This window comes from Paludicola sp. MB14-C6 (genome assembly GCF_030908625.1).
Classification (GTDB): Bacteria; Bacillota; Clostridia; order Oscillospirales; family Ruminococcaceae; genus Paludihabitans.
On the sequence record NZ_CP133133.1, the window covers coordinates 2,549,029 to 2,575,185 of the forward strand.

General features: G+C 33.2%; 18 protein-coding genes and 1 pseudogene. 17 read left to right on the forward strand and 2 right to left on the reverse strand.

The window, feature by feature from the left end; translation table 11 throughout:
* The first annotated feature begins 216 nt into the window (after nucleotides 1-216).
* From RBG61_RS12155 to RBG61_RS12200, 10 genes are all read left to right on the forward strand, one after another.
* Nucleotides 217-1,524 carry a hemolysin family protein gene (locus RBG61_RS12155; RefSeq protein ID WP_307947267.1) on the forward strand — a complete coding sequence of 436 codons (1,308 nt, stop codon included), beginning with the start codon at nucleotides 217-219 and terminating at the stop codon, nucleotides 1,522-1,524.
* Nucleotides 1,525-2,049: 525 nt separating this feature from the next.
* Entirely contained in the window at nucleotides 2,050-3,375 is a 1,326-nt protein-coding gene (locus RBG61_RS12160) for an ABC transporter substrate-binding protein (protein ID WP_307943904.1), read from the forward strand.
* A 264-nt stretch (nucleotides 3,376-3,639) separates the two neighbouring features.
* Nucleotides 3,640-4,374, forward strand: coding sequence for a carbohydrate ABC transporter permease (locus RBG61_RS12165; RefSeq protein ID WP_307943906.1), 735 nt, complete (start codon nucleotides 3,640-3,642; stop codon nucleotides 4,372-4,374).
* 27 nt (nucleotides 4,375-4,401) lie between these two features.
* Nucleotides 4,402-5,244 (forward strand): carbohydrate ABC transporter permease, encoded by an 843-nt coding sequence (locus tag RBG61_RS12170; protein ID WP_307943909.1) that lies wholly within the window; start codon nucleotides 4,402-4,404, stop codon nucleotides 5,242-5,244.
* Between the two features lie 31 nt (nucleotides 5,245-5,275).
* Nucleotides 5,276-6,595: an alpha-L-fucosidase gene (locus RBG61_RS12175; RefSeq protein ID WP_307943911.1), complete on the forward strand. Its 1,320-nt coding sequence runs from the start codon at nucleotides 5,276-5,278 to the stop codon at nucleotides 6,593-6,595.
* 92 nt (nucleotides 6,596-6,687) lie between these two features.
* Nucleotides 6,688-8,241, forward strand: a complete 1,554-nt coding sequence (locus RBG61_RS12180) for a response regulator transcription factor (protein ID WP_307943913.1) — start codon at nucleotides 6,688-6,690, stop codon at nucleotides 8,239-8,241.
* A gap of 59 nt (nucleotides 8,242-8,300) precedes the next feature.
* Complete coding sequence (locus RBG61_RS12185; RefSeq protein ID WP_307943915.1) at nucleotides 8,301-10,565, forward strand: glycosyl hydrolase family 65 protein; 2,265 nt, start codon at nucleotides 8,301-8,303, stop codon at nucleotides 10,563-10,565.
* A gap of 46 nt (nucleotides 10,566-10,611) precedes the next feature.
* Nucleotides 10,612-11,472 carry an HAD family hydrolase gene (locus RBG61_RS12190; RefSeq protein ID WP_373889710.1) on the forward strand — a complete coding sequence of 287 codons (861 nt, stop codon included), beginning with the start codon at nucleotides 10,612-10,614 and terminating at the stop codon, nucleotides 11,470-11,472.
* 89 nt (nucleotides 11,473-11,561) lie between these two features.
* Nucleotides 11,562-12,824 carry an ABC transporter substrate-binding protein gene (locus tag RBG61_RS12195; protein WP_307943916.1) on the forward strand — a complete coding sequence of 421 codons (1,263 nt, stop codon included), beginning with the start codon at nucleotides 11,562-11,564 and terminating at the stop codon, nucleotides 12,822-12,824.
* A 39-nt stretch (nucleotides 12,825-12,863) separates the two neighbouring features.
* Nucleotides 12,864-14,639, forward strand: a complete 1,776-nt coding sequence (locus RBG61_RS12200) for a sensor histidine kinase (protein ID WP_307943918.1) — start codon at nucleotides 12,864-12,866, stop codon at nucleotides 14,637-14,639.
* A 33-nt stretch (nucleotides 14,640-14,672) separates the two neighbouring features.
* Here the strand turns inward: RBG61_RS12200 and RBG61_RS12205 are convergent, their stop codons facing one another.
* Nucleotides 14,673-15,764, reverse strand: a complete 1,092-nt coding sequence (locus tag RBG61_RS12205) for a uroporphyrinogen decarboxylase family protein (RefSeq protein WP_307943919.1) — start codon at nucleotides 15,762-15,764, stop codon at nucleotides 14,673-14,675.
* Between the two features lie 559 nt (nucleotides 15,765-16,323).
* Between RBG61_RS12205 and RBG61_RS12210 the strand changes: the two genes are divergently transcribed.
* Entirely contained in the window at nucleotides 16,324-17,115 is a 792-nt protein-coding gene (locus tag RBG61_RS12210; protein ID WP_307943921.1) for a M28 family metallopeptidase, read from the forward strand.
* Nucleotides 17,116-17,160: 45 nt separating this feature from the next.
* Here RBG61_RS12210 and RBG61_RS12215 read toward each other — a convergent pair whose 3' ends face one another.
* Complete coding sequence (locus RBG61_RS12215; RefSeq protein ID WP_307943923.1) at nucleotides 17,161-17,988, reverse strand: helix-turn-helix transcriptional regulator; 828 nt, start codon at nucleotides 17,986-17,988, stop codon at nucleotides 17,161-17,163.
* 118 nt (nucleotides 17,989-18,106) lie between these two features.
* Here RBG61_RS12215 and RBG61_RS12220 point away from each other — a divergent pair, with 118 nt between their 5' ends.
* The 6 genes and pseudogenes from RBG61_RS12220 (at nucleotide 18,107) to RBG61_RS12245 (ending at nucleotide 25,951) form a co-directional block, all read left to right on the forward strand.
* Nucleotides 18,107-19,036 (forward strand): glycyl-radical enzyme activating protein, encoded by a 930-nt coding sequence (locus RBG61_RS12220; protein ID WP_307943925.1) that lies wholly within the window; start codon nucleotides 18,107-18,109, stop codon nucleotides 19,034-19,036.
* A 1-nt stretch (nucleotide 19,037) separates the two neighbouring features.
* On the forward strand, nucleotides 19,038-20,030 hold the full coding sequence (locus RBG61_RS12225; RefSeq protein WP_307943927.1) for an aldo/keto reductase: 993 nt from the start codon (nucleotides 19,038-19,040) through the stop codon (nucleotides 20,028-20,030).
* Between the two features lie 369 nt (nucleotides 20,031-20,399).
* A pseudogene (locus RBG61_RS12230) lies at nucleotides 20,400-21,803 on the forward strand (pyruvate formate lyase family protein); the annotation flags it as partial.
* Between the two features lie 201 nt (nucleotides 21,804-22,004).
* A complete protein-coding gene (locus RBG61_RS12235) occupies nucleotides 22,005-22,319 on the forward strand; it encodes a glycine radical domain-containing protein (protein WP_307947270.1) in 315 nt (104 codons plus the stop codon).
* 286 nt (nucleotides 22,320-22,605) lie between these two features.
* Complete coding sequence (locus RBG61_RS12240) at nucleotides 22,606-24,111, forward strand: ABC transporter substrate-binding protein (RefSeq protein WP_307943930.1); 1,506 nt, start codon at nucleotides 22,606-22,608, stop codon at nucleotides 24,109-24,111.
* 334 nt (nucleotides 24,112-24,445) lie between these two features.
* Entirely contained in the window at nucleotides 24,446-25,951 is a 1,506-nt protein-coding gene (locus tag RBG61_RS12245; RefSeq protein ID WP_307943933.1) for an ABC transporter substrate-binding protein, read from the forward strand.
* The last annotated feature ends 206 nt before the right edge of the window (nucleotides 25,952-26,157 follow it).

The following is a 26,157-nucleotide window of genomic DNA, read 5'->3' on the forward strand; positions in this document are numbered from 1 at the left end:
ATTGACAAAAAAGAATAAATGATATATTATAGTCTAAACTATTGTAAGGAAGGTGAGAAAAATTAATGGATGATTCGGACAGTAGCACAGCAAATTACATTGATAAGGTACATAATTACGTTAATATACAAAAGCATAACCTGCTTTAACGAGCAGGCTATGCTTTTTTGCGTATAAAATGATTACAAAATTACTCATGTTTTAAAGGAGCGTATTATTTTGGAAAACCCGCTAGTATGGCAAATCTTACTACAAATTTTGTTAATTGGATTGAATGCAGTTTTTGCATGTGCAGAAATTGCAGTCATATCTATGAATGATAATAAACTTGCAAAGATGGCTTCGCAAGGAGATAAACGTGCAATTCGACTTGCAAAGCTAACCTCGCAACCGGCACGCTTTTTAGCAACAATTCAAGTAGCAATTACATTATCCGGCTTCTTAGGGAGTGCATTTGCGGCTGATAACTTTTCAAGTATGCTTGTAGATGGATTGGTAAATATTGGCGTAAAGATTCCGGTTGATACACTGAATACAATTTCCGTTATTTTGATTACATTGATTTTATCTTATTTTACATTAGTGTTTGGAGAATTGGTGCCAAAGAGAGTTGCAATGAAAAAAGCGGAATCATTAGCGTTAGGATTATCTGCTTTGATTAGCTTTATCTCAAAAGCATTTGCACCGATTGTATGGTTGCTAACCGCATCTACTAACTTATTATTGCGATTATTTGGAATCGATCCCAATAGCGAGGATGATGAAGTAACAGAAGAAGAAATACGAATGATGGTGGACGTTGGCAGCGAAAAAGGTACTATTGACAAAACAGAAAAAGAAATAATACAAAATGTATTTGAATTTGACGATATAACAGCTGGTGATATTGTTACACACCGAACAGAAGTCACATTGCTTTGGATGGATGAAAGTAATGAACAATGGGAACAAACCATCCATGAAAGCCGTCACTCACTGTATCCTGTTTGCAACGAAAGCGTAGATGACGTTATCGGAATATTAGATGCTAAAAGTTATTTTCGTTTAAAAGAAAAAACACGGGAAAAGATTATGAAAACCTGTGTGAAGCCCGTATATTTTGTACCCGAAAGCTTACGTGCTGACGTATTGTTTCGCAATATGAAAACCAATACGAATCATCTTGCAGTAGTGTTGGATGAGTATGGTGGCGTTAGCGGAATTGTAACCATGAATGATTTAGTCCAACAGTTAGTCGGCGATTTTGATGATGAAAAATTGCCAAATGAAGAATTGGATATTGAACGTATTGATTCGAAAACATGGAAAGTACATGGTACAGCACCACTTGAAGATGTAGCAGAGCAAATTGGTATTGACTTGCCAACAGATGAATATGATACATTTGGTGGTTACGTGTTTCGTGCTTTAGGCTCTATTCCGGAAGATGGAAGCAAGTTTCAAATAGAAGGCGATGGCTTTTTAATTAAAGTCATAGAAATTAAAAATCATCGTTTGGCAAAAGCTATCGTTTGCTTGACATAATCAACTCCCACACAGATTTCTGTGTGGGAGTTTTGTGTAGTGGGTAAATCATCCGTATTTCATTCTTAACAATATTAGGAGTAGTACCATAGAAAGTTGATTTAAATTATCATTATAAATATAATTTTAACCTCAATAATTTATTCCTTGTTTATTACAGGTATGCATTGCTTGACTACGTTAATTATTATAACTAAAATTCCTATTAACTTATCTTTCAAGAGTCCTACAATAAAGAATAAAACTATATAAAAATAAGTGTGACTATGAAAGAATGAGTATATTTAAATTACTATTTATGAAATTAAAAAATGAATCAATTCAATACATGTTATTTTTTTACTATTATGAGTAGATTGAATGGAGGAATTTGAAAAAACAACATGTATTGTTTTAAAAAAAGGATAAATGGTCAAAAATTAAAACACAAACAAAAATATTGTGTATTCTAATACAGTGGTTATGATGATAATATGAAGATAGTAAAAATGCATATAAACTACAATCATTAAGGAGGAAAAAGTAATGAAACTAACAAAAATTTCAAGTGGCATGTTAGCTCTTTTGATAGCGGCTACCACAGCAATGACAGGATGTGGAGACAAACAACCTTCTTCATCAAAAACAAACAGTGGCACAACGGAAAAACCTGTAATTGAATTTTATCATGGATATTTCCAAAGTAAAGAGGAGTGGCCAACAGCTGCAGTCATGAGAGATATTTATGACAAATTTGCAAAGGATAATGCTGACAAATTCACATTTAAGGTTAATGTGGTTGAAACAGGCGGCGAAGGTATTCAAACAAAATGTCTACAAGAAGTTGCAAACGGTTCATTTCCGGATATGGTTGACTTAGGCGGATATAACTGCATTCCAGCAGCTGTAGCTGCAAAAGCAGTATTAGACCTAAAACCATATATTGATAAGGATTCTTCCTTTAAAGCAAATGTTGGCGTAAACTACGAACAAAATCAAATCAACCGCGGAATTTACTCAATTAAAGAGCAAATTGAATCAATCGGTTTTTGGTATAACGAAGAATTATTTCAAAAAGCACAAGCAGATACTCCTGATAAATGGAAGACATGGGATGATTTTGACAAAGCTGTTGATAAATTAAAGGGATGTAAAGAAGTTGAATCTCCTTTCACATTAGCACAAGGATGGCCTACAAATCTTTTATTAACAGGTAATTTAATGAACTCTGCTGAAGGTAGAAAGTTGATGTCAAGCCCTGTTCCGGATTTCACAAATAATGCATTTAAAGATACCTTGAATTTTATTACAAATAGTGCATTAAAGAAAGTTAACAGTGCTAATTTCACACCTGACGATGATACATACAGACAAAACTTCATAAATGGTAAGAGCGCAATGTTATTCAACGGTGTTTGGGACGCAAGTTCATTTGATGCAAAAGCTACAAAATTTAAACCTGCTATTTTCCCAACCAGCGAAGCAGGCAAAAAAGCAGCAATCGTATCAGCTGGTGCTGGCTTAACAATTTCAAGCAAACTTTCAGACGCACAAAAAGAAGCTTGTGTTGCATTTGTTAAATATATGACAAGCGAAGAAGTAGCTAAGAGAATCTTTACTGAAGGTTTAGCTATGCCATCAAGCTCAACTTTTGATTATTCAAAATACTTGAATGATTCAAATGTTGGAATTAAAAATCTCGCTGCAGCATGTCAATTAGTGCAATCAGCTGATTATAAAGTTAAAGCAATTGGTGCAACGTGGGGCGGCGATGTTGAAGCAGCTATTACTGGTAAATATGCTCAATTAAAAGATGGCTCAAAAACTACTGATCAAGTAATTAACGAATTAAAATCAATTGTAGCAGAATAACCTCCTAAATAAAAACGAGTAAAAGCGCGGAATTATTCGTTCCGTGCTTTTATTCTTCTTGAAAGGATTTTGGCAATGAACAAAAGTAATAAAAAAAAGCTAAAGTTCAACAGAAAAACAGGGTTTGTCATAATGTTTTTATTGCCTGCTGTTTTATTGTTTGCGATCATATATGCATATCCGCTCGCAAATATTTTTATAACATCATTTTCAAAATGGAATTACAAAAATTTGTCAAGTCCTAAGTTCCTTGGATTTGGTCATATGTTCGACAACTACATAAAGCTCTTTACAACAGATTATTATTTTATGTCAGCACTATTAAATTCATTAAAATGGGTTTTGTTAGTTTTGGTTATCCAAGTTCCATTAGCTATAATTGTTGCATTTGTATTATCAAAAAGGCCACGAGGTTGGAAACTTGTAAGAAATACATATATTATTCCGAATATTATTTCAACTTCGGCAATTGGATTAATTTTCTTAAATTTATATGATCCTGCAAGAGGAGCTGTAACACAAATCATCAATAGCTTAAGTTCATCAAACGATGTTAATATTTTAGCAAGTGGCGGCTCTGCGTTTTGGGGTGTAACTTTCTCATTTGTATTGTTTGGTGGAACAGCAATGCTTCTTGTTTTATCTCAGATATCTGCAATTTCGCCTGATCTTTATGAAGCCGCTCGAATTGATGGCGCAAATTCATTTCAAATAGACACAAAGATTGTTTTGCCTTTATTAAAACCCATTATTGGAACAATAGCAATTTTAGCAACGAACTACGGATTGTTATTATATAATGAGATTGCATTATTAACAGGTGGTGGACCTGATAAAGCAACTTACAGCTTAAGCTACTATATTTATCAAACAGCAATGGGCAGCAGCAAGTTGAACTTTTCATTGGCAAATACAGCAGGTGTAGTGCAATTTATATTAGGACTTGTGTTAGTTGGTTTGATTTCTAAGGTTTTTAAAATGGATAAAAGTCATATTTAGTAAAGGCAATTAGTTGGAGGTAAAATCATGTTACGAAAGAAGAATAATAAAAATTTAATGGCCAAGATTTTGTCAAATATATTGAAGTATTTTGTAATGTTATTTGTACTAATAGTTTCCCTATATCCAATTATTTGGGTGTTCATATCTTCCTTTAAAGAAGTTCCGGGTGGATTGGGATTACCGAAAAAATGGATATTCGATGGATATATTACGATTTTTACTAAACTAAATATTCAAACATACTTTTGGAACAGTATTGTTATTTCAGTAATATCTACAGTTTTAAGTGTGTTAATAGTTGCGATGGCTGCGTATGTTTCAGCTAGAATCAATTTTAAAGGGAAAGGAATTATTACTACAATGTTTGCAACTACATTGTTTATTCCGGCTATTTCAATTAGCTTTCCGATTTATAGAATGATGGGTGCATTGAATTTAAGAGACACTAAGGAAGGTGTCATATTTATTTATACAGGTCTTGGAATTGCAGTGACATATTTTATAATAAGGAGTTATTTTATGACAATTCCAAAAGAAATGGAAGAAGCAGCTCAAATAGATGGATGTGGATATTCGTCTACATTTTTCAGAATTATTGTGCCAATAGCAAAACCAGGTTTGGTAACAGCAGCAATATTAGTTTTCTTAAACAACTGGAACGAATTTTATTTTGCATCACTATTGCTTACAAGCAAGGTGAATATGACTATCCCTGCGCTGCTTGGTCAATTTAAAACAGCATACTCTCAAAACTTAAATGGTATGTTTTCTGCTATAATAGTGGCAGTTGTTCCTACAATTATTGTTTTCAGCTGTACTTCAGAAATGTTTGTTAAGAGTCTAACAGCCGGAGCTGTTAAAGGTTAGTTTTGTTATAAAAAAGGTGGTATAAATAATTATGGACCAATATATTAAAAGAATGAACGAAAGAGACCAACGAACAGAATGGTTTTTAAACGATAGATTCGGTATGTTTTTGCATTGGGGGCTGTATTCCATTCATGGAAAAAATGAGTGGTATCCAAGCGACAACAAGGTTTCGACAAAAGAGTATCAAACTTATTTTGAAGAGTTTAACCCAGTAAGGTTTAATGCAAAAGAGTGGGCTAAAATGGCAAAGGCTGCTGGGATGAAATATGCGGTTTTAACAACAAAGCATCATGATGGATTTTGCTTATTTGACAGTGAGTTTACAGATTTTAAGGTTACAAATACTCCTTTTAAGCGAGATATTATTAAAGAATTTGTAGAAGCTTTTCGTGCAGAGGGGCTAAAGGTGGGATTGTATTATTCCTTACTTGATTGGCACCATGAAGAATATCCTGCTTATGGCGATATGTATCATCCAAGCAGAGATGATGAGGCCTTTAAGAATAAAAATAGAGATTTTAACAAGTACTTAACTTATATGCATAATCAAGTAGAAGAGCTTATGACGAAGTATGGTAAAATCGATATTATGTGGTTCGATTTTTCATATAAAGATCATTTGGGCGATGATTGGAAGGGTAGAGAGCTTATTAGCATGATACGCAAATATCAACCTCATATTATTTTAAATGGTAGATTAGAGGGTAGTGGTGAGTCTTATGGGTCTATTATGACAGATGAGCCCCAAGAATTTGCTGGTGACTTTGCTTGTCCTGAGATGATTATTCCACCACAAGGATTGACAACTAAGTCTGGCAGACAAATACCTTGGGAAGCATGTTTTACTCTTAATAATAACTGGGGCTATTCTCCTAATGATAAAATGTATAAAAATTCTTCTCAGTTAATTCGTAAGTTAGTTGAGTGTACAAGTAAAAATGGCAATATGCTTTTGAACTTATCACCAACCGCTAAGGGCGATTTTCCTGAAATTCAAGTCAAGATTTTGCAAGAAATTGCTGAGTGGATGAAGAAGAGTAGCGAAAGTATATACAATTGTAAAAAAGCAGATTTACCAAAGCCGGAGTGGGGACGATACACTCAAAATGGCAAAAAGCTTTACGCACATATATTAGATGAAAGTATAGGCGCAATTTGTTTACCAGGGCTAAAAGGTAAGGTGAAAAAAGCTCGTGTGTTGTCTGATGGCAGCGAAGTAGTTGCAATTAGTCCTTGGGTTGCAAAAGAGTTCCCTGATGATTTATTTATTAACTATGGGTTACCTGAATGGATGTCATTTACCTTTGAACCTACACCAGACAGAGTAATTGAACTTGAATTAATATAAATTCTTAAATTTGACTATATTTTTGGAATTTGTTATAGTAATCTTAACATAATAGTTGGCAAAAACTAATTGCTTTAGAAGGGTGAACTGACATGTATCGAGTTATTATAGCAGACGATGAACCACTTGTGCGTACGAGCTTGCAAGTGCTAATTAACTGGTCCGATTTTGATTGCGAAATTGTGTATGTCGCAAGTGACGGAAAAGACGTAATGGATCACCTTGATAGCTGTAAGCCAGATATCATTGTAACAGATATTAAGATGCCAAATTGTTCAGGAATTGATATTGCAAAATATATCAAAGATAACAAACTCATGATTAAAGTTATCATATTAACAGGCTATGCTGATTTTTCATATGCCCAGCAATCTGTAAAATATGATGTAGTTGATTATATAACAAAGACTGGAGCATTTGATGGAATTGAGCTTGCTATTCAAAAGGCGAAAGACCAACTTGTAAAGGAAAACAGCATGCTTTTGTATGATAGCAAAACTGCAATGGAAGAAAATTTTCTTAAGTCTGTTATTGATGGATCTTTAAGTAACATACCAGAGATTGAAGATAAGGCAAAATTATTAAAAATTAACTTGAAAAGTTTTGTTGTGATGGTATTTCATTTTAGCTTTCAAGATAATATTGATAATAATAAAAACTATAAAATTAATAATAGCTTAAGCCGTTTTTTTCAAATGTCTTTTAAAGAACTGGATAAAAAAATTATACCGATCAGAAAAAGCATATTTTGTATTGTTTTAAATAATGTAGATGCGAATTATCATACAAGCATTGAAAAATATTGCATAAATATATTGGATATGATAGAAAATTTCATGAATTTAAAAGTTGTAGTTGGTATAAGCGAAAAAACAGATGAATTATTCAATCTAAAAAAGGCTTATCACCATGCATTTTCATCTTTAAACAAGGGATTTTTACATATCGAAAACAAGATTAACTACTATACCCCTGAAATATTAGATGATAAATGTGTCAAAGAGACAAATGCATTATTAGAAGAAATTAACCACTGCATTCCTAAGGGAAAGGTTGCTGAGTCGCTTAACGCATTTAGAAAAATGATCTCTTTGCAAAAAGAGAATAATACATCAGCAAAAATTATTAAAAACTGTGGTGTTATGATTGCGAATAAATGTGATAGTTCATTGGGCGAATTTGAATTATCGTTATCTACTGTTATTGGAATCGACTCTGACGTTGAACAAGCTATATACAATTGTATTCAAGTAACGGATTATTCTAAATTGATGGAAAAAATCATCAAAAAATCAATTGAAACAATTAACCAATATGTACAGAAGAAGAGCATTATTATTTTTGATTGCCAAAGATATATTGATTGCAATTTTAAAAAAAATATAATGGTAGCAGATATTGCAAAAAAATTCTCTATTAGTGCAAGCTATTTAAGCAGACTGTTTAAAGAAGAAACAGGTAATACAATTATTGCAACTATTAATGAAAAGAGAATTGCAGAAGCAAAAAAATTACTGTCCGATACTGACATGATGGTATATGAAGTGGCTGATGAGTTGGGCTTTGAAAATACAACATATTTTTCTCATTTTTTTAAAAAACACACAAACATGTCGCCAAAGGATTTTAAAGAACAATCCATATAATACTATTTATATTGAAATTGAGTATATGGGTTTGTGATCGGAAAGAAGGAATAGCTTTTATGTGTTGGACAGTGAAAGAGAATGGATTTGATAAAAGCAAAATAGAGTTTTTTGGCAGTAAGTTCTGCATTGGAAATGGTTATTACGGATATAGAGGCTGCTTAGAGGAATATGCGAAAGAACAGCTTGTGGCTTGTACTCTTTCTGAAGTATATGATGACAATGGTTCTAATTGGAGGGAACCAATCAACATTCAAAATCCTCTACATACTTGTATTTATTATAAAAATGAACCGATTACGGTTTTAAATTGCGATGTTAAAGCTCATAGTCAAGAATTAGATATTAAAACAGGCTTACATACAAGAAAAACACAGTTTATCACAAAAGATAAACAAACAATATCTTTGTATTCCGAGCGATTTGCAAGTATTGATAACGTACATCTGTTACTTATGAGATATTCTGTAACAGCGGACAGTGATATGGAAATCATCCTTAAAACAACGATTGATATGGATATTTGGGACGCAAATGGCCCTCACTATAGTAATGTGGATTCGTTTGGTAACGATATTAAAACTGTTGTTTCTAAAACGATTGAGTGTCAAAAAACGGTATCATTATCTGAATGTACATTATTGAATGGACAAGTTTATGAAAGCCAAGCCTACAAGAATAACGTGGAGCGCAGCTATAAAATTACGTTGAAAAAGGATATCCCATGTGTTTTAGAAAAATATGTTGCAATTTGCAAAGATACTGATTGTGCTGATGTGAAAAAGTACTCAATTAACTATTGCAAGGACTCAGCACAGATTGGATATGACAAGTTATTCTTAAACCACAAAAACGCTTGGCAAAAGCGTTGGGATGATTTTGATATTAAAATAGATGGAGATGAAAAGGCACAATTAGCAGTAAGATATAGTATGTATTTACTACTGATTTCATCCCCATTCCATACCGATATGGTTGCAATTCCCGCAAGAGGACTATCAGGACAAGTATACAAGGGCGGAATGTTTTGGGATACCGAAATATATATGCTCCAAATGTTTGCTTATTGTCATCCCGATGTTGCGAAAAATCTTATGATGTATCGAGTGCATAATTTAAAAGGAGCAATCGAAAAAGCACAGGAATATGGATATAAGGGTGCATTTTACCCTTGGGAAAGTCAAGAAACAGGTAAGGATGGCTGTACTCATTACAATCTTGTTGACATTTTTACAGGAAGAAAAATGAGAACTTATTTTAGAGATAAACAAATTCATATTAGTGCTGATGTTGTGTATGGCTTATGGAAATATGCACAAATAACGGGTGACGATAAGATTTTATTGCATGGCGGTGCTGAAGTAATTGTTGAATGCGCTAGATTTTTCTGTTCTTATGGTTACTATAAAGTCGAAAAGCAAAGATATGAGTTATTAGATGTTACCGGTGCGGATGAGTATCATGAAAGAGTTAATAATGATGCTTATACAAACTATATGGTGAAGCTTTGCCTTCAATCTGCCGTTGAAACATTGGATTATTTACAAGAAAATCACAATGCATTATATGAGAAGATTGTATCTAATTTTGATTCAGAAGAAGAATTAAAACTTATATATAATATGAATGAAAAAATATATTTACCTCAGCCAAACAATGAGGGAGTAATCGAACAATATGATGGCTATTTTAAGCAGGAAGATTTATCTATTGAGGAATTGTACAGCAGAATAATAAAACCGAACGAGTATCTTGGCAGTCCTTGTGGATTGGCAGTAAACACTCAAATTATAAAGCAAGCTGATGTTGTTTTACTATTGTGTATGATGGGTGAGCAGTTCAGCACACAAATTAAAGAGAAAAACTGGACTTATTACGAACCAAGAACAGAACATGGTTCTAGCTTAAGCACTTGTATTTATGCATTACTTGCTGCGCAAATTGGAAAGACAGATTGGGCATATCGTTATTTAATGAAGGCGGCACAGATTGACTTAAACGGTAATTATAAGCTATATTTAGGCGATTTATATATTGGTGGAACACATCCGGCAGCAAATGGCGGAACATGGATGGTAACAGTTTTAGGGTTTGGTGGGTTACATATAAAAGATGGTATTGTGAATATTAATCCAAAGCTTCCTGAAAATTGGAATTCTATGTCATATCATTTTTATTATAATCATAACGGCTTTAACACGTCTATTTCAAGAAAAAGAATTGAAATAACTCCTGATAAGCAAAATAAAAATGATGTTCAGTTTTGCATCAATGATAAAAATTATATCTGTACCATAAAAGAAGGAATAAAAGTGAATTTTTAAAGTAGCAGGGAGGTAAAAGGGCAAGTCTTTTGTTGCTCATATACATATGAAATATAAAGCAATTTACTTTGATTGGGATGGAACTGCAGTTGCATCACGCATATCGCCCGCAGATAAAATATTACGTCCGATGATTGAATTATTGAAAAAAGGTGTGAAACTGATTATTATAAGTGGAACAACCTACAATAATATAGCTTTTGGAAAAATTCATGAGTTGATACCTGTTGAATGTCAAGCCAACCTTTTCTTAGGTTTAGGACGTGGTGCATATAATTATGGAATAAAAGAGGGAAAGCCATACTTGCTTTCAGAAAACATTCTTAATGTGGATAAAAAGTCAAAATTAGACAAAGTTTGTTTTGATATTCACCAATGTTTATGGGAGAAATATTCATTACATACAGATATCGTGTTTAGTCGTCCTAATTATTGCAAAATCGATTTAATGGTTGACAATGATAGAAAAGATAGCTTGTTTTTACAAGAGAATGAAATTGACTGTGTTAATGAAATGCTTCGTGAACACAAAATTGAAGGCGGGTTAAAACAGTTGATTGATTTAAGCGAAACGATTGGAAACAACAATAACATGCCAGTTAAGGCAACTACCGACGCAAAATATTTAGAGGTTGGCATTACAACTAAAAGCGACAATGTTGATTATTTTGTGAACTATTTTCATAAACATGACCATATAACCATTGAGGATTGTTGCTTTTGTGGTGATGAGTTTACTTGCTTGTCAGATGGAGTTTATGGTAGCGATTCACAAATGATTACCCAAAGAACCAAAACAGCAAAGTTTCTTGATGTTTCTGTTTGTGCAAGATTATTACCAAAAGAAGTAGACCACATTGGAGGCGGAGTAGAAGGCTTTCAAAATTTCTTAGAATCACAAATTTAATATAATACATTATCCATTATTTTTCTTGCAGAATAATAATGGATAATGTATTATAAAGGAATAATGTTAATATTTAGGTGGTAAACAGAATGAAAAGGTACATTGCTTTAATAGTAGCAATTGGACTTTTAATAATTGCTATTGTTTCCATTCAGCAGACGAAAACAAAAGAAACAAAACCAAAGCCTACAACCATAACGCTGATGCATGGATGGGGTGGCGCAAATCAAGATGACATTAAAATGCGGGAAATATACAATGACTTTGAAAAGAAATATCCACAGTATAAAGTCATATTAGAAACATATCCATCTGCCAATCTTGCGCTTGAAAGGGCACAACAGATGTTAGCAGCAGGCAGAATGCCTGATATTATTAACACAAGTGGTAGCACCTCTTATTTAAGAAATGCAATTCAGCTAAATATGGCTTTGGATTTAATGCCATATTTGCAAAGAGATGAAGATTTTTTACATGATGTAAATCCACAGGTCTTAGAAAATTGGAAAACCAATGGGGCATTGTTTACAATACCTGATGAGATAGAAGTTATTGGTTATTGGTATAATTCACAAATATTTTCTAAAGCAGGATTAACTGAAGATGGGTCTCCTTTTTCAAATGCACTTGTTCCACCCACATGGAATGAATTTTTTAAAATATGCGATAGACTTGAATCCTATATTAAAGAAAATAACTTATATAGTACTTGCCTTTCTGTATATGATGAGCATGCCTTTGAATCTTTAGCAGGCGCTTACATTTGTGATAATAAAGATTACCTTTTATATAAAAATTTTAATAGCTATAAACCTTCTGATGAAGCAATTACTCATGCGGTGAGTTTCTTAAAAAAGTTAGAGAAATACACTCAGGAATTGATGAATTTCAATGCAACAGATGCAATATATAATTTTTCCAATGGTAGTACCGCAATGCTTATTGGAAGTGCATCATTAAGCAGTCAGCTTAATGACAGTAGTTTTAAAAACGATATTTTATTTGCACCTTTTCCTTCTAATACTGGAAAACCTCTTTCATATGTATCCGCTGGATCAGGGTATATGATAGGAAACAACACTTCAGAAGACAAAAAGAAAGCAGCAGTACAGTTTATAAAATATATGGTTAGTGATGAAGTCCAAAAAAGGATCTTAACACAAACGCAACACATGCCTCAAAATCCCAATTTAGATTTAGCCCAATTCATATCTAGTAATACATTATTTCATATGGCTTGGAAAAACGCAGATAGTGCATCTGTTCATTTGCCAACTGTTCAAACAAACTGGACAACAAAAGAGTTATTGGAGTTGAAATCCCAAATTAACAACTGCATCACGAACGATTAACATAATATCGAAAATAAATGGCAAAAGTGGGAAAAGATAATGATTTATAATAATAAACCAAGAAAAAAGTTTAGAATTCAAATTATTCGCACAACAACTTTAGTTGTTTTGTTTTCGTTAATATCCTGTACTATAGTTTTGCTGGTATCAATGTACAATAATATGACAAATTTTATAAGGAAAGATATTGATTTTTTTCTTTCTGAAACATCTAATAACATGCATACAAAAACGATCTACATAGAAGATATGTTGACTGAGCTTAGTAAAAATACATTGATAGCAAATCATCTACTTAATGTATACAATGGAAAATCCAGCTCAACAAAACAAGCTGATATTGAGACCGAGCTTATGAAGTGTACAAATTTATATAGCTATGATAATACAAATGGAACAGAATATTCCTTGGTAGACAAGGTGTATTTGTTTGACAAAAACGGTTCGGTTTATCGTAATATGTTTTCAAGCTATAATCGTCAAGAGCGATATGGAATAGATCAACTTTATAACAAGTTATACGACATATTTAAAACTAAAAAAGCCCCAACACAATTTTATTATCTCAATAATAATTTGATTGTTGCATATACAGTGTATTCAAAATCTATGGAAAATATAGGCACAGCGATGTTTTCTATTAACCACAATTTTATAAATCAGATATTTAGTAGCGTAGACAACTATGAGGGATCATTTTGGTTTGCATTTAGTAAGGAAAAGCGAATAATTGTAGATAAAAATGCTAATTTCATTACAACAGATTTACAAAAACAATTAATGAATCAAGCAGCCGACAATGAGTATGTCATTCATCTGAAAGATAATGATTACATAGTATATACAAGGCAAATGAGTATGGGATTAAGTTGTACCATTGCAATACCGGAAAATACAATTTTTAAGTCGATGATGACATCAACGACAGTTCCATTAATTGTGGTATGTGTTGTAACACTCATACTTTTAATTATGTCTGCTCATATTGTTTATAAACTAACAAAACCTTTGCAGGATATAACGGAAAAAATACAGGTCGTTATTGACGGTGAATATGATGCAAAGCTTCCCAATTATGAAAGCCAAGAGTTTTTTAATATAAGTCAAGCATTTAATAATATGACGAATGAAATTGGATATTTAATCAATGATGTATATAAAAAGCAGTTGATGATAAAGGAATCAGACTTAAAATTCTTGCAATCTCAAATGAATCCACATTTCATGTTTAATGTACTAAATACTATTGCATTAAAAGCAAAATTGGATAATAACGAGGACATTTTTCAAATGACAAATGCCTTTTCTCAGTTGGCGCAAGCAAGTATCTATCGAAAAAATACGGAAAAGATAAAAATAAAAGAGGAAATAAAGTACATAGAATTCTATTTGTTTTTACAAAGGTACAGGTTTGGAGAAAATCTTCAATATAAGATAGTGTGTGAAGATGAGATCCTTTTAGAATATTATATTCCTAAGCTCACAATACAAGTGTTAGTTGAGAATGCTGTTGTTCATGGTTTGGAAAAAACAACTAAGAAAGGAATAGTAATAGTAGATATCTCGGAGATTGATAATCAACTAATTATTCAGGTTATTGATGATGGAAAGGGATTTGATGGATTAGAGGGAAGAATTGTTCCACCAATACATTTTGAAGAAAATGTAGGCGAACACAATCATATCGGACTTAATAATACTCAAGAAATCCTACATTATTATTATGGAAACAAATATGGCATTGTTATTGATACGGATCAAGAAAACGGTACAACGGTAACTGTTAATATTCCAATTGAAATTGAAAATAACTAAACAAATCCACGCGTTTGAACGCGTGGATTTGTTTTATAGGAGTGATTTTGGGCCAAGGCCCTTGATAAGATCGGTAATATCTTTTAGTAGGTTAATCGGCGTTCCAAAAGGAACAGCGTCGCCTGTGCTTAAAATGAATCCTTGTTTATTTGTTACCTGTTGCAGTATTTGCGATACTATTTCCATAATTTGAGGTTGTGATTTAAGAACGAGAGATGGGGGATCAATACCGCCGATTACTCGTTTGCATCCCCAAGCATTTCTAGCATCCCAAGGATAAAAATCTCCTGTTTGTGGGGGGCATACTGAATCAATACCATCTTGCCTTCCTTTTGCAATTAAATCAGAAAGACCACTTAGCTTTCCGCACATATGAGTTATAAATATTTTGTTTTGAGAATGAACCCAATCGGAATAGTCGTTAATTGCAGGAAGAGAGTATTCTTCAAACATATTTCTGCTCATTACTGTAGTAGAAGTATCTTCATAATCGAAAATGAAATCACAAGGGTATTGGAAAATAGTGTTATACTGACGTTTATTACGCTCATGCATAGCGCTAAAAAGTTCTTCTATTTCATCTGGATAATCCATTAACAAATAAACTGTATTTTCAACACCGGAAATAAATTGAAGTAACTCTTGAATGGGACTCATTTGTCCATCAACAGAAGCAATTCCCATATCTCCAATCATTTTGTCTTCTTCAATAAATTGTTCAATCAAGGGAATGTATTCTGTGTTTTCACATATGTATTGAAAAACCTTAATGTCATCTAAAGTTTCCACCATGTGTTTGCTGATATATGTAGTGTTACCTGACCTTTTTCTTTCTATTTTTAAACTACCAACTGGTGTTTCAAAATATTCAATTGAACAATTACCTTTGTTTTCAATACGACGCTCAACATTATTGTTTTTAACAAGAGGCTCAGCAACGTGTCGTTTAATTACATCATTGCCTATGTAGCGGCAAGCCTCAATAAAGTTATAATTATAGTTTTGGGCAGGAAGAGAATTGATAAAATAGTCATCAATTAACGGTGCCCATGGCAAACGATCTACTTCTTTGGATTGAAGAGCTGCTATAATTCGCTCTCTTCCACTCATTTCAGAAAAACGCATACAAAAAACCCTCCTCTAAATGGTTTCTTTTTCCATTAACACTTCTGTATTGTATCACTATTATTTATCGAGTAACATAAAATTTTTTGCCTTGTTAATGTCGTTTTATGTCATGACTGTTTTAGACTTCTCAGTAAAGGTAAAAAAATAACATCTTTTATAAAAAGTGATTATTTTAATATGTCTTATTAGAAGCTATGAATGAGTTTTAGATACCCACTCACATCTAAAGATAAATAGAGTGAGGTGGTATTTGGCGTTTCATAAATAAAACATATATTTAAGGTATGTATTCTCCTTATATCATTTTAATTAACGTTTGATATGATTTTACAATAACTCATAGAAATTAATAATCATCGCTTGGCAAAAGCCATTGTTTGCTTGACATAATCAACTCCCACACAGAAATCTGTGTGGGAGTTTTGTGTAGTGGGTAAATTGCGCTTTGCTTAAGAGTACAAATAAATATGGTTGAATAAGGAAAATAAAACAGTTATAATAAGACTAATATGAATATTAAAAAAGAAATAATGAGAACAGAAAGGTACTGTGATAAATGATTGAATATGTTAATCGAATATCTATAAGTGAAAAGAATGAACGATATAATGCAATTATTCAAATATTAGAAGAGAAAGAGTTGCCTTATGAAATTATTCATCAAAATCAAGAGCGTCATTGGGTGAACAATATCATTATCCCAATTAACAGAAAAGCTTTTGATAAAAGATTTGTATTATGTGCTCATTATGACAATTTTGATGGGAGTTGTGGAGCAAATGATAACGCTAGTGGGGTTAGTATTTTAATTGCATTAGCTAGTAAGATGATACAAAGTAATTTGGTGAATTGTTATGATATTGTTTTATTCGATAGAGAGGAAGTTACAGATAGAGGTAGTGAACAGTACATTACATATTTAGGAGCAGATAATATATTAGGAGCAATCAACTTTGATACATGTGGTTATGGAAATAGGATATTACTTGGTCCAACAAAAAATTCAAAACAAAATATTTTTGACTTCATTACAAAAGAGTGTTTGCAAAAGTATAATATAGAGTTGATTGAAATAACACCTGGCTCTGATGATCGTAGTTTTGAAGAACATCATATTCCGAATTTATCTGTATGTGTTGTTCCTGAAACTGATATTGATACGATTTCTAAAATAATTGATTATGAAGTGAGTGGTAAAAATATTTTAGATTGCGATAACATTAAACCACCTGAGTTTATAAAAACAGTTCATAATGGCGAATGGGATAGGGCATCGATAATAGAAAAAGAATCGTTAGAAATTGTGCTTGATTTTGCGAGTGAAATTATAACACTACAAAATAAATGATTGGGCAAAAGGACAGCTTAACACTAAGCTGTCCTTTCTCTATCTTTATCTGAAAAATCGCTTTTGATATTCAATCGGACTCAGCTGATAATATCGTTTGAACTCGGAACAAAAATAAGAAACATCAGCATATCCACAAAGCTGTGAAATCAGTTTTACAGTCAATTGATTTTGCGTGGTTAAGAGCTCTCTAGCTTTCATCATACGTAAATTGATGAGATATTGAATAGGTGAAACTTGATAAATTTCTTTAAACTTTCTGCATAAGTAAGAAACGGATACACCTATCATATCGCTTAATTGATCAATCGAAATCGCCTCATTGATATGCTGCTCCATATAGGAAATAACAGGGGATAATAATGTTTGCTTGTTGACATCAATATACAATCCTTGTTTGCGAGCTAATATTTCTGTAATCATACTATATAAAATAACAGAGGCTTGCATTTGATGATAACAAGAATCCACTTGTAAAATCGATACAACGGAGTGAAAGAGAGAAGATAAATCGGGCGTATCGGCCGCTTGAATTACACAATGTCCTTGCTCCATTAACTGCTTTGTAATTGTATTGACTTCATGAGTGAAAAAACAAATCCAATTCATTTTCCAAGGCTTATTCGACTTGCTGTGTTTATGATATTGGTGGGGGATAGATGGGGCGAAAACCACAATATCGGATGGATAGATTTCATAAGTTTTACCTTGACAAATAAATTCACCAATTCCATCTGTGCATTGCATAATTTGATATTCATCAAAGCCATGTTCTCTGTTAATACCGTTTTCAATAAAGTCAGTTGCTGTTCTTGTAATATAAAACGGTAATGCAGAAATTTGCTCTTGGTAAATTGGTGTAGCAGATTGCATCTAATCACTCCTAGTTAGTTCAATATTCTTATATATTGAATAATATCTTACTATTTACAAATTCAGTTGTCAAGGCTAAAATAAGCTTATAAACAGAAAGAATAGAGGGGGTGGTTGAATGAATCAAATACTTCAAGATAATTCAATTCAAGGTATGGTTTTTCAAATACAAAAGTTTTGTACAGATGATGGGCCGGGAATCCGAACAACAGTGTTCTTAAAAGGTTGTCCACTTCGGTGCGTTTGGTGTCATAATCCGGAAGGGCTGTTAGATAAACCGAATATAGAACTGGATTTTACACGTTGCGTGTTATGCGGTGCTTGTAAAACAGTTTGCCCAAACGAATGCCACAATTATATAAAGCAAGAAAACAATATTACTCACCAACTGCAAACAATGAAATGTATTCAATGTGGAAGGTGTATTGATGTATGCAAATCAAACGCACTTCATTTTCGTGGCGAATATATGAGCATTGAAGCGGTAATGAAAAATGTATTGGCTGATAAAGGCTTTTATAAAACATCGGGTGGAGGATTGACTCTTTCAGGAGGAGAGCCGCTTTTACAAACAGATTTCGTTTTGGCGTTATTGCAAAGTGCTAAGCAAGAAGGTATCCATACTTGTGTGGAAACTAGCGGTGGGGTAGCGTTTGAGAGAATTGAAAAAGTTGCTCCTTATGTGGATTTGTTTTTATTCGATATAAAAGAAACCAATGAGGAAAATCATATTAAATATACGGGTGTATCCAATCGTATTATTTTAGATAATATCCACAAACTGAATACATTAGGGAATAAGATATTGATTCGTTGTCCAATCATACCGAGTGTGAATGATAGAAAAGAGCATTTTGATAATTTAGTATTATTATATAACAGCTTAGAAAATGCGGTGGATATTCAACTTATGCCGTATCATATGCTAGGACAAGGAAAACAAAATCGGTATGGTGTCATACTGAATCAAGCTGCATTTCATGTTCCGTCCCAAGAGCAAGTCGAGGAATGGAATCAATATATAAACAACAATAAAAGGAGAAAGTAGTATGATTTTTAGAGAATTAGGAAATTCGGGCATAGAAGCATCAGCAATCGGATTAGGAACTTGGGCAATTGGCGGTGGCGAATGGTGGGGAGATTCCGACGAAGAAAAATCCATTGAAACCATTCGTAAGGCAATTGAATCTGGGATTAACTTAATTGATACCGCCCCATGCTATGGATTTGGAGCAAGTGAAACTGTAGTTGGAAAAGCAATCAAAGGTAAAAGAGAAAGTGTTGTACTCTCAACAAAATGTGGGCTATGGTGGAATGATGAAAGAGGCTCTGATTTCTTTGAACAAAGTGGAAAACGTGTAAAACGCTGTTTAGATCCCGATACCATAAAGCAAGAAATTGAAATGAGCTTAAAACGATTAGATACTGACTATATTGATGTTTATTTTACGCATTGGCAATCTATGAATCCGTATTTTACTCCGATTGAAAAAACGATGGAATGCTTGATGAATTTAAAACGCCAAGGCTTAATTCGTGCAATTGGTGCGTCAAATGTATCAAAAGAAAATATAAAAGAATATGTGAAGTATGGCGATTTAGATGTAATTCAAGAAAAATACAGTATGCTGGATCGTGGATTGGCAACAACATTAGTTGAAACTTGCTTAAATAACAATTTATCTATTATGGCATATTCTCCATTGGAACAAGGTTTGTTGACAGGTAAAATCGGAATGGATTATCAAGTGAATAATAAAGAAGCAAGAGCAGGTATTCCGTGGTATCTTCCTGAAAACAGAATAAAAGTAATCAATATGCTAAATGGCTGGAATGATTTAACGACGAAGCACAATTGTACTGTTGCACAATTGGTTGTTGCGTGGACAATGTGGCAAGTTGGTATGAGCCATATTTTATGTGGAGCAAGGAAACCTGAGCAAATACTTGATACAGTAAGGGCGTCTGAAATCAGCCTATCACAAGAGGAAATTAACCGTATGCGTTATGACATTTTGGCATTAGGAAACCCTGTAAAATAGAGAAAAGAGGAAATTTTAAAATGAATTCTCTAACTAGAGTTACTAAGAAAGGGATAAATATAAATGAGTAATGCGAAAAGCAATGTTATTGCCAATGCGAAATCTGTACTTGAAAAAGAGTATACTTTATCACCCTATGCACGTTTTTTGAATCAACACGGAATGTATTCTGCGGCACTATTTTATAAAAACTTGAATGAAACGCTCGAGCGGCGTGGAGCAAGAGCAATTCGTTATCGACTAGAAGAGGCAAGTGTGCCTGAGTATGTTGATGGGCAAGCTTTGTTTGCACATCATAATTACTGTATCCGTGATGATGTGGCGGATGATGACCAACAAGGCTATGGCTGTAGTGTAAGCTTTGACGGAATGTGTATAGTGGAAGAAGATAAGTTTGTTCGCTTATATGAGTTTGCCAAAACAGAGCAAGAGAAAAATATTGTAAAATCTGTTCTGACAAATGCAAGAAATATGTATTCAGATGCATCAACTGTTCGTTATCTTCATTACGGAACACATAACGTAATCGATTTTGAGTATATCCTTAAAAATGGCTTTTGTGGCTATCGTGATAAAATTTTAAAAGCATTGGAAGAAGCAACAGACGAAGAGACAATACAGTTTCAACAAGCAATGCTTGATACTGTGGAAGGAATAATGAATTATGTTGAGCGATACCGAAGCAAGTTAAAACAAGCCCTAAATCAATCAATCGGTGATACAACAAAACTGCAACGGCTTGTTAATGTATTGGAACAGGTTCCTTTAAACCCGCCGACTAATTTTTATGAAGCATATGTGACTATGGATGCGGCAATGTATTTTAGTGATTGCTTTGAACCGGGTAGAATAGATGCGTTATTATATCCTTATTATGCAAAAGATTTAGCAGAGGGTAAGACAACGAAAGAAGAAGCAATTGCATTGATTCGTGAGTTATTTGCAGATATTGAGCAAAGAGCAGGTCATCCAGGGGCAACCCATGCTACAATTGGTGGAACAAAAGTAGATGGGACAGCAGACTATAACGAACTAACTGAGGTTTGCATCATTGCAATTTGAGGGCTTAGAATGCCAAACGTATCGTTGCGTGTTCGCAAGGATATGCCTCAATTCTTATGGGATACTTATTTAGAAAACATGAGTAAGGGCTATGGCCAACCGGCAATTGTCAACGAAGATTTTTTTCTTGATGGATTAGTCAATCAATATAACGTTCCATTTGAAGATGCAGTAAACTATGTGTTTGGAGGTTGTTCTGAATTACTAATCCAAGGTAAAACGATGTGTGATTCTACATGGGTAGCGTATAATATGCTTGATGTGTTTGAACATACCATGTACAATAGCTTGTTGAATTGTGATACATTTGAAGAGTTTTATAATCGAGTAAAAAAGGATATTCAAATAACCTTAAAAGACATGACCAATCAAATAAATATTCGTCAACATGCAGACGGGTTACATAATCCATATCCGGTTCGAACGCTTATGACCGGAGATTGTATTGATAATGCGAAAAGTTTTACAAATGGTGGAACAAGATATAATTTTGATTCTACCAATGTTTATGGAACCACAAATACAATCAATGCACTTTATACGGTTAAAAAATTGTATGACGGTGAGTTTGGAAACCTTTCAAAGGAAACATTCTTAAAAAGCTTTATTGCAAACTACAAAGGCTATGAGGATTTACTTGTCCAATATAAAGCTGTTCAAAAATTCGGTAACTTTAATGAAGAAATCAATCAAATTACCCAAGACATTATGGGGCTGACTTTTAATCAAATCAAACGATATAAATGCTATCGTGGAAATGGTAGATTTATGCCTGCTATTATACTTTGGGTAACATGGGTGATTGGAGGCTTGAAAGTAGGTGCTACTCCTGATGGACGTGTTTGCAGTGAGCCTCTTGCTGACAGTGGCGGACCAATGCAAGGCACAGATATCGAAGGACCAACATCTACAATGGGTGCAACGCTTGCTATTCCACAAAAAGATTGTGTAGGAACTTGTGTTTTAAATTTACGTTTAGATTCTAAAAATTTTCAAACACAAAAAAATCGATTGAAAGTACAACAGCTATTTCAAAGCTATTTTGAACAAGGCGGTTGTCAACTCCAAGTGAATGTTGTTGATACAAAAACGCTATTGGATGCAATGGAGCATCCGGAAAAACATCGTGACTTGATAGTCCGTGTTGGTGGTTTTTCCGATAATTTTGTATTATTGGATTCAAAGATTAAAGAGCAAATTTTATTACGAAGTGAATTTGAAGCTTAGTATAAATCATATTTAACGATAGAAACAAGGTCGTATTAACTCTTATAATATAGCCTTGTTTTTCTTTGTATATATTGAAAAAACTATTTAATTCCAAAAAATAATAAAAATTAATGAAAAAATTGGATTTATTGTTGACAAATCTATCAAAATTGTAGTACAATGCAATTAGTTAATTATTCAAATATACTATAAATGTTAATTTACTAATGTTGATTTGAATATTTAACAAAACCTAAGTTTAAACTTGTAAACAGGTTTAATAAAATTTTAGGAGGATTTCGTTATGAAAGGTAAAATCAAAGTATTATCTTTACTACTAGCTCTTGCGATGGTAGCATCCATGTTCGTAGCATGTAAAGACAAACCGGCACCTAGCAGCGAAGGTTCATCTTCAGCTCCTGCAAAACGTGAAGATGTAAACCTAATTTGGTATCATTGGGGCGACAAACCAAAACAACCAGACGCAGTAATTGCTGAATTAAACAAAATGTCAAAAGAAGCAATTCAAACAACAGTAGATTTCAGATTTGCAACTGGTGATGACCAAAAGTTAAAAACAATCATGTCAACTGGTGGCGAATTTGATATCGCTTTCACTTGTGCTTGGTTTGCTAACTATGTAGTTGCTGCACAAAACAACCAACTAGCTGATTTAACTGAAAAACTACCAAAAGTAGCTCCAAAGCTTTGGGAATACATTCCTGAAAACTGTTGGGCTGGTGCTAGAGTAAATGGTAAAATTTACGCTGTACCAACATACAAAGACTCAGCTGCAGCACAATACTGGACTGTACATAAAGAGTACGTTATTGATGGTGCAAAAGCAGATGCTGAACTAAAAGCAGCTGGTAAAAAATTATCAACAGTAACTCCTCTATTAGAGAAAGTTAAGAAATATCATGATGAGTCTAAAAAAGCATATCCTCATGATTTAACAGCTCCTATGAACTATAACTGGGCTGGATTAAACGGCTTAGGAAATGGTTGGGATGACTTTGGTTTAAGTAATATCCGTATGGGTATCAACTTAACAGCTGGAAATACAAAAGTTATTTCTCAATATGATGATCCTGATTATGTTGCAGACCTAAAAACAATTAAATCATGGTATGACAATGGCTTAGTAAACAAAGGCGCTTCTGAAGTTGAAAAAGAATTTGAATTCCAAGTAGTAGGAACAGGCCAAGGATGGGACGGCTGTGAAGCTATCTGGGGTAGTGGTAAAGACTACACAATCCAAATGGTTAAGAAATATGGTCCTATTTACACAACTGGATCAATTCAAGGTTCAATGAACGGTATCAGCCCTAACTCAAAGAAAATTGACAGAGCTCTACAATACATTGAATACATGAACACAAACAAAGACTACAGAAACACATTAGGTTACGGTATTAAAGGTACTAACTGGAAATTGAATGACCAAGGTCAAGTTGAAAACTTAACTAAGGATGCATGGCAACCAGGTATGTTTGCTCAAGCTTCATTCTTCGAGTTATACCCACTAAAACCAGCTCCAGCAAATATGTATACTAACTTAAAAGCAGTTAATGACTCTGCTGAAGCATCTCCACTAGTAGGTTATGTACCAGTTGTTAAAGACCTACAAACAGAAATCGCAGCTTGTCAAGCAGTTATCGACAAACAATACAAATATCTACAAACAGGTAATATTAAAGATGTTGATGCAACTGTTAATAAGCTAAAAGCTGATTTGAAAGCAGCAGGAATGGATAAAATTATTGCTGAAATTCAAAAACAAGTTGATGAATTCTTAAAAGCTAAATAGTCTTTGACTATATAAAAAAGAAGACCTTCGGGTCTTCTTTTTTGTGTGTTGTTATAACAATGTGAGATGAAGCCTATGCATTATGAATAGGAACAAAATAAATGTGGCTAATTACCAATATTAGATAAAATTTATTCGCATGAATGTATTTTGGATAATATTACTTAAATTTTAAACAAAATATTAAATTTATATTGACATTATATATTGAAATAATATATAATGTCAATATAAATTGTGAAATGTGTCGATTTTAAATGTTATTTGTCGAACATATACAATTTGCTAAATTAACTCTTCAATGAGTTAATAAACATTTTAGGAGGGTTTCATAATGAAAGGCAAATTTAAAGCTATTTCCTTACTACTTGCAATTGCTATGGCAGCTTCTATGTTCGTAGCCTGTAAAAATGATAAGAAAACCGGTAGTAATGGAACATCTTCACAATCAGGAAAACGTGAAGAAGTAAACCTCATTTGGTATCACTGGGGTGATACACCTAAACGACCGGACGGAGTAATCAAAGAACTAAACAAAATGTCTAAAGAAGCAATTCAAACAACTGTAGATTTTAGATTTACATCTGGCGACGACCAAAAGCTAAAAACGATTATGTCGACTGGTGGCGAATTTGATATTGCTTTCACTTGTGCTTGGTTTGCTAACTATGTAGTAGCTGCCCAAAACAATCAATTAGCCGACATTACCGATAAATTACAAACAGTAACACCAAAGCTTTGGGAATACATTCCTGAAAACTGTTGGACGGGATCAAGAGTAAAAGGCAAAATTTATGCTGTTCCAACATATAAAGATTCTGCTGCTACTCAATATTGGCAAGCAAACAAAGAGTATGTTATTGATGGTGCAAAAGCAGAAGCTGAATTTAAAGCAACAAGTAAAGCTTTATCAACAGTAACTCCTCTATTAGAGAAAGTTAAAAAATATCATGATGAGTCTAAAAAACCATATCCACATGATTTAACTGCGCCATTAAATTACAACTGGGCTGGTTTAAATGGTCACAATAATGGTTGGGATACATTAGGCTTAGATAACCTACGTTTAGGTATTAAAATCGGAAGTAATAGTACAAAAGTTCAAAATATGTATGAAGATACTGAGTATATTAACGACCTAAAGACGTTAAAGTATTGGTATGACAATGGATTAGTAAACAAAGGTGCTTCCGAAGTTGAAAAAGACTTTGAATTTAAAGTAATTGGAACTGAGCAAGGCTGGGAAGGCTGTGAAGCAGAATGGGCCTTTGGTAAAGATTACTCAATAGTAATTAACAAAAAGTATGGTCCAATTTATACAACTGGATCCATTCAGGGTGCAATGAATGGTATTAGCCCTAACTCAAAGAAAATTGACAGAGCATTAGAATATTTAGAATATGCTAATTTAAATAAAGAATATAGAAATACGCTTGCTTATGGCGTTAAGGGAGTAAACTGGAAGTTAAATGATCAAGGCCAAGTTGAAAGTTTAACTAAGGATGATTGGGCACCGGGTGCATGGGCACAAACATCAATCTTCGAATTATACCCATTAAAACCAGCGCCAGCAGATATGTATACTAACTTAAAAGCGGTAAATGATTCAGCTGAAGCTTCACCGCTAGTAGGTTTCATACCAAATGTTGATAATTTACAAACAGAAATCGCCGCTTGTCAAGCAGTTGTAGACAAACAATACAAATACATCCAAACAGGTAATGTTAAAGATGTAGATGCTACGATTAAACAGATTAACACTGATTTAAAGACAGCTGGTTATGATAAAATTATTGCTGAGCTACAAAAACAAGTTGATGAATTCTTAAAAGCAAAATAAACTTTGACTATAGTAAAAAGAAGACCTTCGGGTCTTCTTTTTATATGTAATTTATGGAATACAATAAAGAGTTGTTAATAGTGAATTACTATTTTTGGAAAATAAAAATGTTCATAAAATTAACAAAATGTTGATAAAATAAGGCTTTGAATTGAATATAAACTTGATAAAGGAAAATTGAAGTATTTAAAAGTTATCTAATAATT